Consider the following 15,305-nt stretch of genomic DNA (forward strand, 5'->3'; position numbering starts at 1 on the left):
AAATGAAAAACCAACTTGCCCTTAGTGGCGAAAAACTTGTTGAAAAAGTTTACCCACAACTATTTCATCATGTTGGCATGATTCGTGGAGAATATTTGTTGAGAGAGCTCAACCAAAACATACTGTTACCAAGTTGTCAGCAATTTGTAAAAGATTATCTAGACACCATTTGCTCCTTGTACTCAGGTGAAGAAGTCTGGTATCGTTTTTCAGAATTAACGAATACAGAAGCCAATTATTTAGAGGGGACTAAAGAGTATTTTGATGAAAATCATCCCTTGTTTGGTTATAGAGGAACTAGGCGTTTACTGGCGTGTCCGGATGAATTTCAGGCTGAGTCCAATGTCGTTACAGAAGTTTATCAAAACAATCCCAATCTGTCTGTTATCTTTCCTTTTGTCAATGATGCTGAGCAGTTAAAGCAAGCTATTACAGTATTGCGTCAGCAGGATTTTACTGGGAAAGTCGGCACAATGATTGAATTACCGTCAGCATATTTTGACTTGGACAGGATACTGGAAACTGGTATTTCAAAGATTATAGTTGGAATGAATGATTTGACTTCTTTTATTTTTGCGACTGTGAGAAACAGTCAATGGCATGATATGGAAAGTCCAATAATGTTAGATATGCTAAGACAGATGCAGGATAAAGCAAGGCCGAAAAAGATTGACTTTGCTGTAGCAGGCTATCTGAATGATTCTTTCATAGAAAAAATGAATCAGATGGGTATCAAGTGCATCATCCACTACAGTTCTATTCCAGAGATTTTTAATTTAGAAATTGAACATCTAGACCATCTCAAACACATAAAAGAAAAAAGTAAAAATTACAAAGGAGTAACCTATGACACCGCAAGAAATGTGGAAAGCATACAAGCAAATCAACCCCTCTATCGGCGATGAGATAGATGCCTGGGCTTTTGGAGTGGAAGCTGATCTCTTGGCAGATTTGGTTTTAAAAGGCGAAAAGACTGCAACAGCATCAGCTTACGATCTCTATGCATTAGAAGGCGAACCCCTTCCGCGAGAAGGAACTTTTGATATCATTTTAGATAGCCAAGATCGAGCTGTCTGCATTGTCGAAATTACAAAGGTTTCTGTCGAATCCTTTAATCAAGTTTCTGCTGAACATGCCTTTAAGGAAGGGGAAGGTGACAAATCCCTAGCATATTGGCGTCAGGTTCATGAGGACTGTTTCGCCGAGTGGCTGAGAGAGGCAGGACTAACTTTTACACCTGACAGCAAGGTTGTATTAGAAGAATTTCGCAAGGTTTATCCACAGTAAACTTTAGTAGAAAGAAAGTTTTGGAAATCACCTTCCAATCCTTTTTTCTTAAGCAAAACATGATATAATAAGTTTGTTTGAAGAAGAGCAGCAGCTCTTAAACTTAGAATAGGAGAAAACTATGCAAGCAGTTGAACATTTTATTACCCAATTTGTTCCTGAACACTATGATTTATTTTTAGACTTGAGTCGTGAGACCAAGACGTTTTCTGGGAAGGTGACCATTACTGGTCAAGCACAGAGTGACCGTATTTCCCTTCACCAAAAAGACTTGGAAATCGCTTCTGTAGAAGCTGGAGGTCAATCACGTCCATTTACAGTTGATCATGAAAATGAAGCCCTTCATATCGAATTGGCTGAGGTTGGTCAAGTTGAATTGGTTATTGCTTTTTCAGGAAAAATCACAGACAACATGACAGGGATTTATCCTTCTTACTACACAGTTGATGGAGTGAAGAAGGAAGTTTTGTCAACTCAGTTCGAGAGCCATTTTGCGCGTGAAGCCTTCCCATGTGTGGACGAGCCTGAAGCCAAAGCAACTTTTGACCTTTCTCTACGTTTTGACCAAGCAGAAGGTGAATTGGCCTTGTCAAACATGCCAGAAATTGATGTTGAAAACCGTAAGGAAACGGGTATCTGGAAGTTTGAGACAACACCTCGCATGTCTTCTTACTTGTTAGCATTTGTCGCAGGTGATTTGCAAGGTGTGACCGCTAAAACTAAAAATGGTACCCTTGTAGGTGTCTACTCAACCAAAGCTCACCCACTATCTAACCTTGATTTCTCACTAGACATCGCCGTTCGCTCAATCGAATTTTACGAAGATTACTACGGAGTTAAGTACCCAATCCCTCAATCGCTTCACATCGCCCTTCCTGACTTCTCAGCAGGTGCAATGGAAAACTGGGGTCTTGTAACCTACCGTGAAGTTTACTTAGTTGTGGATGAGAACTCAACCTTTGCTAGCCGCCAACAAGTTGCCCTAGTTGTAGCACATGAGTTGGCTCACCAATGGTTTGGGAACCTCGTGACTATGAAATGGTGGGATGACCTTTGGCTCAATGAAAGCTTCGCAAACATGATGGAATACGTCTGTGTGGATGCCATCGAACCAAGTTGGAATATCTTTGAAGATTTCCAAACAGGTGGGGTGCCAGCTGCGCTTAAACGTGATGCGACGGATGGCGTGCAGTCTGTCCACGTTGAAGTCAAACACCCAGATGAAATCAATACCCTCTTTGACGGAGCTATTGTCTATGCCAAAGGAAGCCGTCTCATGCACATGCTTCGCCGTTGGCTAGGCGATGCTGATTTCGCTAAAGGCTTGCATGCTTACTTTGAAAAGCACCAGTACAGTAACACCATCGGTCGTGACCTTTGGAATGCTCTTGGACAAGCATCAGGTCGTGATGTTGCAGCCTTCATGGATTCTTGGTTGGAACAGCCTGGATATCCAGTTCTCACTGTCAAAGTTGAAAATGATGTCTTGAAGATTTCACAAAAACAATTCTTCATCGGTGAGCACGAAGACAAGAACCGCCTCTGGGTGGTGCCACTCAACAGCAACTGGAAGGGTCTACCAGATACACTTGAAACTGAAAGTATCGAAATCCCTGGCTATGCTGCTCTTCTTGCTGAAAACGAAGGAGCACTTCGTCTCAACACTGAAAATACAGCCCACTACATTACAGACTATCAAGGAGACTTGTTAGATGCTGTTCTTGCTGAGCTAGAGACACTAGATAACACAAGTAAACTACAATTCGTCCAAGAACGTCGTCTGCTTGCTGAAGCAGGGCACATTTCTTATGCAGACTTGCTCCCAGTCCTTGATAAACTTGCTAAGGAAGAGTCTTACCTTGTGGTTTCAGCTGTTTCTCAAGTTATTTCTGCCCTTGAGCGCTTTATCGATGAAGGAACAGATGCTGAAGCAGCCTTCAAAGCACTAGTTGCTAAATTAGCTCGTCACAATTATGACCGTCTTGGTTTTGAAGCTAAAGACGGGGAGTCAGATGAGGATGAATTGGTTCGTCAGTTGGCCGTTTCTATGATGATTCGCTCCAATGATGCAGAAGCTAGTCAAGTTGCTAGCCAAATCTTCGCAGCTCACAAGGAGAACCTTGCAGGACTTCCAGCAGCCATCCGTGCACAAGTTCTCATCAATGAGATGAAACACCATGAGACCAAGGACTTGGTCGCAACTTATCTGGACCTCTACACTCATGCCACAGATGCTGTCTTCAAACGCCAGTTGGCAGCTGCTCTTGCTTACAGTACAGATGCGAACAATATCCAAACCTTAATTGGCTCATGGAAGGATAAATTTGTGGTAAAACCACAAGACTTGTCTGCTTGGTATTACCAGTTCCTAGATCATCAAACAACTCAAGAAACTGTTTGGGTATGGGCGCGTGAAAACTGGGATTGGATCAAGGCGGCTCTTGGTGGGGATATGAGCTTTGATAGCTTTGTTATCCTACCTGCCCATGTATTTAAGACTGAGCAACGCTTGGCAGAATACAAGGAATTCTTTGAACCACAACTTTCTGACCTTGCTCTTAGCCGTAACATCGGTATGGGAATCAAGGATATCGCAGCGCGTGTTGACTTGATTAAGCGTGAGAAAGCAGCAGTCGAAGCTGTTGTAGCCCAATATACCAAAGCTTAATTCGTTCGAAATGTAAACAAAAACTCAACTTTCTATCTTAAAAGAAGAGAGAGTTGAGTTTTTTTTAAGGCAATTTTGGTATAATAATCATAACAAGGAGGAGTTTCTGATGATAAAAATCTTATTAGTAGAAGATGACCTAGGCCTGTCAAACTCAGTATTTGACTTTTTAGATGATTTTGCAGATGTCATGCAGGTCTTTGATGGAGAAGAAGGTCTCTACGAAGCTGAAAGTGGCGTCTATGACTTGATTTTGCTTGATCTGATGTTGCCGGAAAAAAATGGCTTCCAAGTCTTGAAAGAGTTGCGCGAAAAAGGGATCTCAACACCAGTCCTTATTATGACTGCCAAAGAGAGTTTGGATGATAAGGGACACGGTTTTGAACTTGGAGCGGATGACTACCTCACCAAACCTTTCTACCTAGAAGAACTCAAAATGCGGATCCAAGCCCTTCTCAAACGTTCAGGTAAGTTTAACGAAAACACCTTGACCTATGGAGATATTGTCGTCAACCTTTCAACGAATGAGGTTAAGGTAGAAGACACGCCTGTGGAACTGCTCGGAAAAGAGTTTGAGTTATTGGTTTATTTCCTTCAAAATCAAAATGTTATTCTTCCTAAGACACAAATTTTTGACCGTCTATGGGGATTTGATAGCGATACGACGATTTCCGTTGTAGAAGTCTATGTCTCAAAAGTTCGTAAGAAATTGAAGGGGACAGCCTTTGCTGAGAATCTTCAAACCTTGCGTAGTGTCGGGTATATTTTAAAAGATGTTCAATAAACTAAAAAAAACATGGTATGCGGATGATTTCAGCTATTTCATTCGAAACTTTGGAGTGTTCACCCTGATCTTCTCTGCCATGACCTTGATTATCCTCCAGGTCATGCACTCGAGTCTCTACACTTCTGTAGATGAAAAACTCCAAGCCCTTAGTAGTAGTCCCCAAGCTGTTATCCAGTTAGCCCTGAATCGGGCAACTGAGGAAGTCAAGGATATTCAACCCGCAACAGCGGATGCCAGCAAGGCTGAAATCAAGCCCAATGTCAGCTCCAATACGGAAGTCTTGCTCTTTGACAAGGATTTTAATCAGCTCTTACTGGGCAATCGCTTTTTAGGCTTGGACAAGATCAAACTGGACAAAAAAGAGTTGAATCATATTCGCCAAATCCAAGTTGTCAATAGCTATGGTCAGGAAGAAACCTATCGGATGATTTTGATGGAAACCAATTCTTCCTCTGTATCAAGCAATGTCAAGTATGCGGCGGTTTTAATCAATACCAGCCAGCTCGAGCAAATCAGCCAAAACCACGAGCATTTAATTGTTGTAGTTATGGCTAGTTTCTGGCTCCTGTCTTTAATCGCCAGTGTTTATCTGGCACGTGTCAGTGTCAAACCCTTACTGGAAAGTATGCAAAAGCAGAAGTCCTTTGTTGAAAATGCGAGCCACGAACTGAGAACGCCTTTGGCTGTTCTACAAAATCGTTTAGAGAATCTCTTTCGAAAACCGGAGGCAACGATTATGGAATCCAGCGAAAGTATCGCTTCGAGTCTTGAAGAAGTTCGCAACATGCGCTTTCTCACGACCAATCTTCTCAACCTTGCACGTCGAGATGATGGAATCAAACCAGAAATAGCAGAAGTATCACCACAGTTCTTTAAGACAACCTTTGCCAACTATGAGTTGATTGCTTCTGAAAATGATCGTATTTTTGACTATGAAAATCGGATTTATCGTCCCTTCATGACCGATCAGTTGCTCCTAAAACAGCTCATGACCATCTTATTTGACAATGCCATCAAGTATACCGAAGAAGATGGGAAAATTGAGTTTGTGGTTTATGCTACGGATCGCCATCTCTATCTAACAGTAACGGATAATGGGATTGGAATCTCAGCTGCTGACAAGAAGAAAATCTTTGACCGATTTTACCGTGTAGACAAGGCGAGGACCCGTCAGAAGGGTGGCTTTGGCCTTGGACTATCTTTGGCTAAGCAGATCGTAGATGCCTTACGAGGAACGATTAGTGTAAAAGATAACAAACCAAGAGGAACAATTTTTGAAGTTAAAATCGCAATTCAATCTCCTTCGAAACGTAGGAATAAATAAAAAAGGCAGTTTTAAAAACTGTCTTTTTTTATAACTAGAAAAGAGGTTGGCACTACTACCAACCTTTATTATTTTGAAATCTTTCGTTTCATAATTTTTCGTTGAAGTTGTAAAAGTGCGAAGCTTGTCCCCATAGCAGCGATAAATGATAAAGCTGTATTCAATTTTAAGGCTAAAAAGATAAAGCTAAAAAGCACCATAAAAATACAAAAACAAGCAATATTTACAAAAAATAAAATCTCTTTTAGGCTAGAGCCAACAGGGGCCACAGGTGTATAATCTTGATAAAGCGGAGTTTGTTTCGATTCGGGAATTTGTTCAAACTCATAAGCTTCTAGTTTTCTTGCGGGCATGATTCTCTCCTTAACAGTACCTAACTATTTTATCATTTTTTATGCAGAGAATTGTTACAGAATGGTTACAAAACTACTAAAGTCTCTTATCATCTTCTAAGTCACTCTTCTTGACACCCACTAGAGAAAGTGATAGCATGGATGTTACACTTAAAACAGATAACCTGACCTTCTCTATTAAAAATATACTGAGAAAGGAAAGGATAACTTATATAAATTGATAGCAAGCTGAGGCTTTTTCCTAAGATGATTTGTTAAGTTGCTACCTTGATTCATTTTAAAAGAATAGGTAGGAGTTGTTTTGAATGGATGGAAGGACAGAGATTCTGTCTATTGGACTGGGTGGCTTTTTGCTACCTCTGGGGAAAGTTAAAGGAGATAAGCATGTATCTTGCTATCAAAGAAATATTACGAAACAAACTTCGATATAGTTTGATTCTAACTACCATTTTTCTTATCGCTTTTATGGTCTTTTTTATGACCAGTCTAGCTCTGGGTCTTGTGCGAAACAACCGGGCAGCTATTGATAATTGGCAAGCGACGGGTGTGGTTTTATCTGACTACGCAAATGATAATTTGACGGCATCTTTTATTCCTGAAAAAGACTACAAGGATAAAAATTCTGAAGAGGCTGCTCCATTGGGCTATATGTTCGCTGTGACCAATCTAGTCGATGATAGTGAAAAGATTAACGTTTCCATTTTTGCTCAAAACTGGGACTCTTTTATCTCTCCTAGTTTAACGGAGGGAAGGTATCCTGAAGGAGATGATGAGGTTGTCGTGGATCAGTCTTTTGAGAACTATGGAATGAAGCTAGGCGATGCTATTCAGCTCAATGGAAGCGAGTCAAGTTACAAGATTGTAGGCCTGACTCAAGGAAATAAATTTTTCACCGAGCCGGTTGTCTTTACGAGTCTGACAACTTATTGGACCTTACAAGGAACCTTGAAAGCCAATCGTTCCATCTCTGCCTTGGTATTGAAAAATGACATAGAAGTTTCTGGAGATGGACTGAAACAGATTTCCATTCCAAAAATGATATCGAAAATTCCTGGTTACACGCCTCAGGTTAATGTATTTTCAGGAATGATTCTTGCTATGATTGTTATCACAGGCTTGATTGTGGGGATTTTTGTTTATATCATTACCATCCAAAAACTAGGTCTTTATGGAATAATGCGAGCTCAAGGAATACAGATCAAAACCATTGTATGGTCTCTGTTCTGTCAAATCTTACTCCTAGCTGGTATGGGGATTGCTTTAGCCTTGCTGGCAATCGGAGGAGTGATTTTAGTCTTACCAGCTACCTTCTTTTTCTATCCAAGTTGGATTGCCTACTCTGTCCTAAGCTTGGTAATTTCCTTGATGGCCCTTTTAGGTGGTGTCATTTCACTTCCACGCTTGCTAAAGGTGGACCCGATTACTGCGATTGCAGAGTGATAAGGAGAATAGTATGACAGCATTGATAGAAATGAATCAAGTGACAAAAACCTACGGGGAAGGAAAGATGAAAGTCGTAGCCCTGCATGAGACGAATTTTCAGCTAAATGCGGGAGAGTTCGTAGCTATCGTTGGGCCTTCAGGTTCTGGAAAGACGACCTTTCTAACAACTCTAGGACAACTACAGGAAGCTTCGAGTGGAAAGATTCTAGTCAAAGGGAAGGAAACAGGCAGTTTGACGGAGAAGGAAAAAACAGATCTCCGTTTTAGAGAGTTTGGTTTCATTCTCCAGGCTTCAAACTTAATTCCTTTTCTAACGGTCAAGGAACAGCTGGATTTGATAGACAGACTAGATAAGGGAAAAAATAGTAAAAGTGACCGAAAAGAGCTCTTTGACCTGTTGGATTTGGAAAAAGTTCAAAATCATTATCCCAAGGCTCTATCAGGTGGTGAACGTCAGCGTGCCGCGATTGCTAGAGCGCTCTATAACAATCCAAGCATTGTGCTTGCAGATGAGCCGACAGCCAGTCTAGACACCGAGCGTGCTTACCAAGTAACGGAGATGCTGGCCACTATTGCCCATGAACAAGGAAGAGGAGTTGTTATGATTACGCATGATACACGCCTTCTTGATAAGGTTGACCGTATTTATGTCATGAATGATGGCCACCTAGTTGAAGAAACACATGCATAAAAAAAGAGTGAATGGTACAAGTTACCGTTCACTTTTTTGATTGCAATCTTTAAAAAATGACTTTGACTTTTTATAAAACTCCTAGTACCCATAGCTGATTTTTGAGAAATGTGGTATAATTTTTCTTATGGAAAAGATTATTATTACAGCAACTGCTGAAAGTATTGAACAAGTTGAACAGTTACTTGAAGCTGGCGTAGACCGTATCTATGTCGGTGAGAAAGATTTTGGCCTTCGCCTGCCAACAACCTTTAGTCATGACCAATTGCGTGAGATTGCTAAGTTGGTTCATGAAGCAGGCAAGGAACTGATTGTCGCGGTTAATGCCCTCATGCACCAAGATATGATGGACCGTATCAAGCCCTTTCTAGACTTCTTGGAAGAAATCAAGACAGACTATATCACTGTTGGGGATGCAGGTGTCTTTTACGTGGTCAACCGTGATGGCTATTCCTTTAAGACCATCTACGATGCTTCAACCATGGTAACAAGCAGTCGTCAGATTAACTTCTGGGGACAAAAGGCTGGCGCCTCTGAGGCTGTTTTGGCGCGTGAAATTCCATCTGCTGAACTCTTCAAGATGCCAGAGATTTTGGAAATTCCTGCTGAAGTGTTGGTTTATGGAGCTAGTGTCATTCACCATTCTAAGCGTCCGCTCTTACAAAACTACTATAACTTTACGCATATCGATGATGAAAAGACGCGTAAACGTGACCTCTTCTTGGCAGAGCCGAGTGACCCAGAAAGCCATTATTCCATCTTTGAGGACAATCATGGTACCCACATCTTTGCCAACAATGACCTTGATTTGATGACCAAATTGACAGAATTAGTAGAACATGGTTTCACTCACTGGAAGCTAGAGGGACTTTACACTCCAGGTCAAAACTTTGTTGAGATTGCAAAACTCTTTATCCAAGCGCGTAGTTTGATCCAAGAGGGGAATTTTAGCCATGACCAAGCCTTTTTGCTGGATGAAGAAGTTCGTAAACTTCACCCTAAAAACCGTTTCCTCGATACAGGATTCTATGACTACGATCCTGATATGGTTAAATAGGACACCAAAACCCGAAATAAAAATGTTCGGGTTTTTCAAGTGTATTCATGAAATAAAAACGGATACATGTTATAATAAAAGTAGCTCTTTAATGGAGGTGTTTAAGTGGAGAATCTGAAAAAGATGGCAGGTATCAAGGCTGCTGAGTTTGTCAAGGATGGTATGGTAGTCGGTCTGGGAACTGGCTCTACTGCCTACTATTTCGTAGAAGAAATTGGTCGTCGGATCAAGGAAGAAGGTTTGCAGATTACTGCTGTAACGACTTCCAGTGTGACCAGTAAACAGGCTGAAGGTCTTAACATCCCACTCAAGTCTATTGACCAAGTAGACTTTGTCGATGTGACGGTTGACGGGGCGGATGAAGTAGATAGCCAGTTTAACGGAATCAAAGGCGGTGGTGGTGCCCTTCTGATGGAGAAGGTTGTGGCAACGCCCTCAAAAGAATACATTTGGGTGGTAGATGAAAGCAAACTGGTCAAGAAACTAGGTGCTTTTAAATTGCCAGTAGAAGTGGTTCAGTATGGTGCAGAACAGGTCTTTCGTCGGTTTGAACGAGCTGGCTACAAACCAAGTTTCCGTGAAAAAGACGGTCACCGTTTTGTGACAGATATGCAGAATTTTATCATTGATCTAGCCTTGGAAGTCATCGAAAACCCAATTGCTTTCGGACAAGAATTGGACCATGTCGTTGGTGTCGTGGAGCATGGCTTATTCAACCAAATGGTGGATAAGGTCATCGTAGCGGGACGAGATGGGGTTCAGATTTTAACTTCAACAAAAGGAAAATAAAAGGAGACAGACTATGTCAAAATTTAATCGTATTCACTTGGTGGTACTGGATTCTGTGGGAATCGGTGCTGCACCAGATGCCAATAACTTTGTCAATGCAGGGGTTCCAGATGGAGCTTCTGACACACTGGGACACATTTCAAAAACAGTTGGTTTGAATGTGCCAAACATGGCTAAAATTGGTTTAGGAAATATTCCTCGCGAAACGCCTCTAAAGACTGTACCAGCTGAAAGCAACCCAACAGGTTATGCAACAAAATTGGAAGAAGTTTCCCTTGGTAAGGACACCATGACTGGACACTGGGAAATCATGGGACTCAATATTACCGAGCCTTTCGATACTTTCTGGAACGGATTCCCAGAAGAAATCCTGACAAAAATCGAAGAATTTTCAGGACGTAAGGTCATTCGTGAAGCCAACAAACCTTACTCAGGAACAGCTGTTATCGATGATTTTGGACCACGTCAGATGGAAACTGGGGAGTTGATTATCTATACTTCAGCTGACCCTGTTTTGCAGATTGCTGCCCACGAAGATATCATTCCTTTGGATGAATTGTACCGTATCTGTGAATACGCTCGTTCGATTACCCTTGAGCGCCCTGCCCTTCTAGGTCGTATCATTGCCCGTCCTTATGTAGGTGAGCATGGTAACTTCACTCGTACAGCAAACCGTCGTGACTTGGCTGTGTCTCCATTTGCCCCAACTGTTTTGGATAAATTGAACGAAGCAGGCATCGATACTTATGCTGTTGGTAAAATCAATGACATCTTTAACGGTGCAGGAATCAATCATGACATGGGCCACAACAAGTCAAATAGTCATGGAATTGATACACTGTTGAAAACGATGGGACTTGCTGAGTTTGAAAAAGGATTCTCATTCACAAACTTGGTTGACTTTGATGCCCTTTATGGACACCGCCGCAATGCTCATGGTTACCGTGATTGCTTGCATGAGTTTGATGAACGCTTGCCTGAAATTATCGCAGCCATGAGAGAGAACGACCTTCTCTTGATTACTGCTGACCATGGAAATGACCCGACCTATGCAGGAACTGACCACACTCGTGAATATATTCCATTGTTGGCCTATAGCCCTGCCTTTAAAGGAAATGGTGTCATTCCAGTTGGACATTTTGCAGATATCTCAGCAACAGTTGCGGATAACTTTGGTGTTGAAACAGCTATGATTGGGGAAAGTTTCTTAGATAAATTGGTATAAGATGACGCGATATGCTTTACTTGTTCGGGGCATTAATGTCGGAGGGAAAAATAAGGTTGTCATGGCGCAACTTCGTCAAGAACTGACAGAGTTGGGTCTGGAAAAGGTTGAGACCTACATCAACAGTGGCAATATTTTCTTTGCTTCGACAGACCCCAAAGCCCGATTGGTTGAAAAGTTAGAGGCTTTCATTGAAATCCATTATCCATTTATTCAGAGCTTTTCCTTGCTGAGTCTAGAGGACTTTGAGGCGGAACTTGAAAATCTGCCAGAATGGTGGGCCAAAGATTTGGCACGAAAGGATGTCCTCTTTTACACGGAGGGCTTGGATGTGGCTCAAGTCATTGAGACAGTTGAAAGTTTGGAATTGAAAGATGAGATCGTTCATTTTGGAAGACTTGGGATTTTCTGGGGGAAATTCTCTGAGGAATCCTACCATGCAACTGCCTATCATAAGTACTTGCTCAAGATGCCTTTTTATCGCAACATCACCATTCGCAATGCCAAAACCTTTGACAAAATCGGTCAAATGCTAAAAAATAATAAAGGAGACACAGAATGACATTTTTAGATAAGATCAAGGAAACAGCTGCTTTCCTGAAAAACAAGGGAATCCAAGCACCTGAATTTGGTTTAATCCTTGGATCGGGTCTTGGAGAATTGGCGGAAGAAATCGAGAATCCAGTTGTAGTAGACTATGCAGACATTCCAAACTGGGGTCGTTCGACAGTAGTCGGTCACGCTGGGAAATTGGTATATGGTGACCTTGCAGGGCGCAAGGTCTTGGCTCTTCAAGGTCGTTTCCATTTCTACGAAGGAAATCCTCTCGAAATCGTGACTTTCCCAGTACGTGTGATGAAAGTTCTCGGATGTGAAGGTGTCATTGTAACCAATGCAGCTGGAGGTATTGGATTTGGTCCTGGTACCTTGATGGCTATCTCAGACCATATCAACATGACAGGTCAAAATCCATTGATGGGTGAAAACTTGGATGATTTTGGTCCACGTTTCCCAGATATGTCTAAAGCCTACACACCAGAATACCGTGTAACTGCCCATGAAGTGGCTAAAAAACTTGGTATCAAGCTTGATGAAGGTGTCTATATCGGTGTAACTGGTCCGACTTATGAAACACCTGCAGAGATTCGTGCCTATAAGACATTGGGAGCAGATGCAGTTGGTATGTCCACTGTTCCTGAAGTTATTGTGGCAGCCCACTCAGGCTTGAAAGTTCTAGGAATTTCATGTATCACTAACCATGCTGCTGGCTTCCAGGAAGAACTCAACCACGAGGAAGTTGTGGAAGTGACTGAACGGGTCAAAGGTGACTTCAAAGGCTTGCTTAAAGCTATTCTTGCTGAACTCTAATTCTATGAAAGCACGACTCCAAAGCCTGCCCTACGGACTGAGGCTACTTCTAGCCACTCTATCATTGGGAATAGGGACGGGTCTGGTCGGAATTGCTTGCCATTATTTACTAGAAAGTGTGCAATGGCTGGCCTTTGGCCAAACTAGTTCGGATTTGCTCCAGCAATTTCAAGAAGCTGGGGGTCTCCGTAGATTCCTCGTTCTGTGTGTGACAGGGGTTTTGGCAGCTGGCTTCTGGTATGTCCTACAAAGGCGCCATAAGATTTTGTCTATTCGTCAGCAAATTATAGTAGCTGGAGACAGGGAGCCAGCGTTCTTAGCCCACCTCTTTCATGCAGGTATGCAGGTTGCGATTGTCGGAGCAGGCGCATCGGTCGGAAAAGAAGGAGCACCACGCGAGGTTGGGGCCCTTCTAGCTGGTTGCTTGTCAAAGGGGTTCTCTCTAGCCCTTAAAGAACGGAAGGTGTTGGTTGCCTGTGGGGCAGGAGCAGGTCTAGCTTCGGTCTATCAGGTTCCCTTTGCTAGTAGTTTGTTTGTCTTTGAGACCTTAGGACTTACCTATAGTTGGCAGAACTTTTTGCTGGTTTTGGCTAGTACTTATCTGGCAACCTGGGTGTCTCAGCCCATTGTTGGTCAGGATGCTATTTATCACCTATCTGCGGTCTCTTGGTCGTCTAGCAGTTTCTTGCAGGCGATTCTGATTGCTTCATTGGTTACTCCACTTGCGCTGGGCTTCCGATTTTTAGCTAAACGGGCGGGCCACAAGCGACGGAAGAATGGGACAATTCTTTGGGCTCTTACTCTAGCCTTTCTCGTGCTGGGGAGCCTGACAGTCTTTTTCCCTATCTTTATGGGAAATGGCCAGGTACTAGCCCAAGCCTTGTTGTCTAGCCAGCCAATTCCCTATCTTCCATTGACTCTTGCAGTAAAGGGGCTTCTAGTTTATCTCCTCTTGCGTAATGGTGCCTATGGGGGAACCTTGACACCATCATTTGCCTTGGGGATTGGATCTGGCTATTTAGTGACTTTGCTTTTGACAGTAGTTGGCATTCATCTGGATCTAGCTCTAGGAATGCTACTAGGAGCAACAGTCTTTTTAGGAACGACCTTACAAGCTCCTCTGACGGCCATTGCACTGAGCCTTGGATTTACAGGCCAGGATTGGAGTTTGACAATACCGCTTGTACTAGCAGCAGGAATGTCTTACGTGATTCGAAAGAGATGGGAGAAGAAACAATGAAGGTACATTTTGTACTGCATGAAACATTTGAAGTTCCGAGCGCTTATCTAAAATGGGCTCTGGCACGAGGGCATCACATTACATCAACAAAGGTTTACGAAAAAGAACCTCTTCCTGAAACAATTGACGGAATTGATTTTCTGATTGTTATGGGTGGTCCTCAATCACCTGATGAGGATAGAGAAAACTTCCCATACTATGACCCTAAGGCTGAGATTGCTTTTATGAAAGAAGCGATTGCTGCAGATATTTATATTGTTGGTGTCTGTCTTGGTGCGCAACTCCTATCTGTTGCCTATGGTGCGAAGTATGAACATAGTCCAGAGCGCGAGATCGGCGTTTATCCTGTGACATTGACGATGCAAGGTCTAACAGATCCTCATGTCAGCTTGTTCGGAAAAAACATAGAAATCGGCCACTGGCACGGTGATATGCCAGGGCTGACAGATGAAGCTGTCGTCTTGGCGACCAGTCAAGGTTGTCCACGCCAAATTATTCGCTTCAGTCCAAAACATTATGCCTTTCAGGCTCATTTGGAATTTGATCCAGACGCAATAGAATTATTGATTGCTGCGGATGGTGAGGAGAAATTAAGAGAGCAAAGTGAAAAGTTGCCTTTTGTTCAAACACCAGAAGAATTACGTGGGAGCAATTACTCTGAAATGAATGCAAAACTGTACGCATTTTTAGATTCATTGGTAAACTAGGAATTACAGAAAGGCAGGATTCCAGCTCTGGAAGAGAACTTGGAATCATCTTACTATGAAATCAAAAGGTGTAGTAAGTATTTAATACTACCCCTCTTTAAACTTTATATAATATATAAAAAGAAAGGTAGAGCGTGTGTTCTGATTTGAACACGAGCGGAAAACTTTTATAAAAACATTGAAAGGTAGGGTAGTTTGGTTTTGAATTGAACCCGTGCTATTCTCCTATTTGTCATCAAAAATAAAAAAGAAAGGAATTGAACCCACCCTAAAAGCAGTGGGAAAAAGATAGTTGGTCTAGCGAGCATCGCTCATTGCACCCAACTCCTATTTCCCCTTCGCTTTTTGACGGGTTTGGTATCTTTC

At 42.3% G+C, this 15,305-nt stretch carries 15 protein-coding genes; 14 read left to right on the plus strand and 1 reads right to left on the minus strand.

Annotated features, from left to right (window positions below; translation table 11 throughout):
* Positions 1–2 precede the first annotated feature (2 nt).
* From D8862_RS00265 to D8862_RS00285, 5 genes are all read left to right on the plus strand, one after another.
* A complete protein-coding gene (locus D8862_RS00265; protein ID WP_125448250.1) occupies positions 3–905 on the plus strand; it encodes a putative PEP-binding protein in 903 nt (300 codons plus the stop codon).
* Positions 847–1,287, plus strand: coding sequence for an ASCH domain-containing protein (locus D8862_RS00270; protein ID WP_125448251.1), 441 nt, complete (start codon positions 847–849; stop codon positions 1,285–1,287). Before D8862_RS00265 ends, D8862_RS00270 begins: the two co-directional genes overlap by 59 nt.
* A 121-nt stretch (positions 1,288–1,408) precedes the next feature.
* Complete coding sequence (locus D8862_RS00275; RefSeq protein WP_125448252.1) at positions 1,409–3,955, plus strand: M1 family metallopeptidase; 2,547 nt, start codon at positions 1,409–1,411, stop codon at positions 3,953–3,955.
* Between the two features lie 109 nt (positions 3,956–4,064).
* A complete protein-coding gene (gene ciaR / locus D8862_RS00280) occupies positions 4,065–4,739 on the plus strand; it encodes a two-component system response regulator CiaR (protein WP_061416663.1) in 675 nt (224 codons plus the stop codon).
* A complete protein-coding gene (locus tag D8862_RS00285; protein ID WP_125448253.1) occupies positions 4,729–6,066 on the plus strand; it encodes a sensor histidine kinase in 1,338 nt (445 codons plus the stop codon). Before ciaR ends, D8862_RS00285 begins: the two co-directional genes overlap by 11 nt.
* Positions 6,067–6,134: 68 nt before the next feature.
* On the opposite strand, the gene D8862_RS00290 is transcribed toward D8862_RS00285, so the two are convergent.
* Positions 6,135–6,419 (minus strand): DUF3270 domain-containing protein, encoded by a 285-nt coding sequence (locus D8862_RS00290; protein WP_125448254.1) that lies wholly within the window; start codon positions 6,417–6,419, stop codon positions 6,135–6,137.
* A 384-nt stretch (positions 6,420–6,803) separates the two neighbouring features.
* On the opposite strand from D8862_RS00290, the gene D8862_RS00295 reads away from it, so the two are divergent.
* The 9 genes from D8862_RS00295 (at position 6,804) to D8862_RS00335 (ending at position 14,939) form a co-directional block, all read left to right on the plus strand.
* Positions 6,804–7,859 (plus strand): ABC transporter permease, encoded by a 1,056-nt coding sequence (locus tag D8862_RS00295; RefSeq protein WP_125448255.1) that lies wholly within the window; start codon positions 6,804–6,806, stop codon positions 7,857–7,859.
* Between the two features lie 13 nt (positions 7,860–7,872).
* Positions 7,873–8,553: an ABC transporter ATP-binding protein gene (locus D8862_RS00300; protein WP_125448256.1), complete on the plus strand. Its 681-nt coding sequence runs from the start codon at positions 7,873–7,875 to the stop codon at positions 8,551–8,553.
* Positions 8,554–8,680: 127 nt separating this feature from the next.
* Complete coding sequence (locus tag D8862_RS00305) at positions 8,681–9,610, plus strand: peptidase U32 family protein (RefSeq protein WP_084946194.1); 930 nt, start codon at positions 8,681–8,683, stop codon at positions 9,608–9,610.
* Between the two features lie 105 nt (positions 9,611–9,715).
* On the plus strand, positions 9,716–10,399 hold the full coding sequence (gene rpiA, locus D8862_RS00310) for a ribose-5-phosphate isomerase RpiA (RefSeq protein ID WP_125448257.1): 684 nt from the start codon (positions 9,716–9,718) through the stop codon (positions 10,397–10,399).
* 13 nt (positions 10,400–10,412) lie between these two features.
* Entirely contained in the window at positions 10,413–11,624 is a 1,212-nt protein-coding gene (locus tag D8862_RS00315; RefSeq protein WP_125448258.1) for a phosphopentomutase, read from the plus strand.
* Between the two features lies 1 nt (position 11,625).
* Complete coding sequence (locus D8862_RS00320) at positions 11,626–12,186, plus strand: DUF1697 domain-containing protein (RefSeq protein ID WP_125448259.1); 561 nt, start codon at positions 11,626–11,628, stop codon at positions 12,184–12,186.
* Positions 12,183–12,992: a purine-nucleoside phosphorylase gene (locus D8862_RS00325; protein WP_125448260.1), complete on the plus strand. Its 810-nt coding sequence runs from the start codon at positions 12,183–12,185 to the stop codon at positions 12,990–12,992. Before D8862_RS00320 ends, D8862_RS00325 begins: the two co-directional genes overlap by 4 nt.
* 4 nt (positions 12,993–12,996) lie before the next feature.
* On the plus strand, positions 12,997–14,232 hold the full coding sequence (locus D8862_RS00330; protein ID WP_185760814.1) for a chloride channel protein: 1,236 nt from the start codon (positions 12,997–12,999) through the stop codon (positions 14,230–14,232).
* Positions 14,229–14,939, plus strand: coding sequence for a type 1 glutamine amidotransferase (locus D8862_RS00335; protein ID WP_125448262.1), 711 nt, complete (start codon positions 14,229–14,231; stop codon positions 14,937–14,939). The genes D8862_RS00330 and D8862_RS00335 overlap by 4 nt, the downstream gene beginning before the upstream one ends.
* Positions 14,940–15,305: the final 366 nt, after the last annotated feature.

It is taken from the genome of Streptococcus oralis (assembly GCF_003942585.1).
GTDB classification, from domain to species: domain Bacteria; phylum Bacillota; class Bacilli; order Lactobacillales; family Streptococcaceae; genus Streptococcus; species Streptococcus oralis_BE.

What these genes read in the sequence shown, in the direction of transcription:
- D8862_RS00265 (WP_125448250.1), top strand. Translation starts at nt 3, where the DNA reads ATGAAAAACCAACTTGCCCTTAGTGGCGAAAAACTTGTTGAAAAAGTT.
- D8862_RS00270 (WP_125448251.1), top strand. Translation starts at nt 847, where the DNA reads ATGACACCGCAAGAAATGTGGAAAGCATACAAGCAAATCAACCCCTCT.
- D8862_RS00275 (WP_125448252.1), top strand. Translation starts at nt 1,409, where the DNA reads ATGCAAGCAGTTGAACATTTTATTACCCAATTTGTTCCTGAACACTAT.
- ciaR (WP_061416663.1), top strand. Translation starts at nt 4,065, where the DNA reads ATGATAAAAATCTTATTAGTAGAAGATGACCTAGGCCTGTCAAACTCA.
- D8862_RS00285 (WP_125448253.1), top strand. Translation starts at nt 4,729, where the DNA reads ATGTTCAATAAACTAAAAAAAACATGGTATGCGGATGATTTCAGCTAT.
- D8862_RS00290 (WP_125448254.1), bottom strand. Translation starts at nt 6,419, where the DNA reads ATGCCCGCAAGAAAACTAGAAGCTTATGAGTTTGAACAAATTCCCGAA.
- D8862_RS00295 (WP_125448255.1), top strand. Translation starts at nt 6,804, where the DNA reads ATGTATCTTGCTATCAAAGAAATATTACGAAACAAACTTCGATATAGT.
- D8862_RS00300 (WP_125448256.1), top strand. Translation starts at nt 7,873, where the DNA reads ATGACAGCATTGATAGAAATGAATCAAGTGACAAAAACCTACGGGGAA.
- D8862_RS00305 (WP_084946194.1), top strand. Translation starts at nt 8,681, where the DNA reads ATGGAAAAGATTATTATTACAGCAACTGCTGAAAGTATTGAACAAGTT.
- D8862_RS00315 (WP_125448258.1), top strand. Translation starts at nt 10,413, where the DNA reads ATGTCAAAATTTAATCGTATTCACTTGGTGGTACTGGATTCTGTGGGA.
- D8862_RS00320 (WP_125448259.1), top strand. Translation starts at nt 11,626, where the DNA reads ATGACGCGATATGCTTTACTTGTTCGGGGCATTAATGTCGGAGGGAAA.
- D8862_RS00325 (WP_125448260.1), top strand. Translation starts at nt 12,183, where the DNA reads ATGACATTTTTAGATAAGATCAAGGAAACAGCTGCTTTCCTGAAAAAC.
- D8862_RS00330 (WP_185760814.1), top strand. Translation starts at nt 12,997, where the DNA reads ATGAAAGCACGACTCCAAAGCCTGCCCTACGGACTGAGGCTACTTCTA.
- D8862_RS00335 (WP_125448262.1), top strand. Translation starts at nt 14,229, where the DNA reads ATGAAGGTACATTTTGTACTGCATGAAACATTTGAAGTTCCGAGCGCT.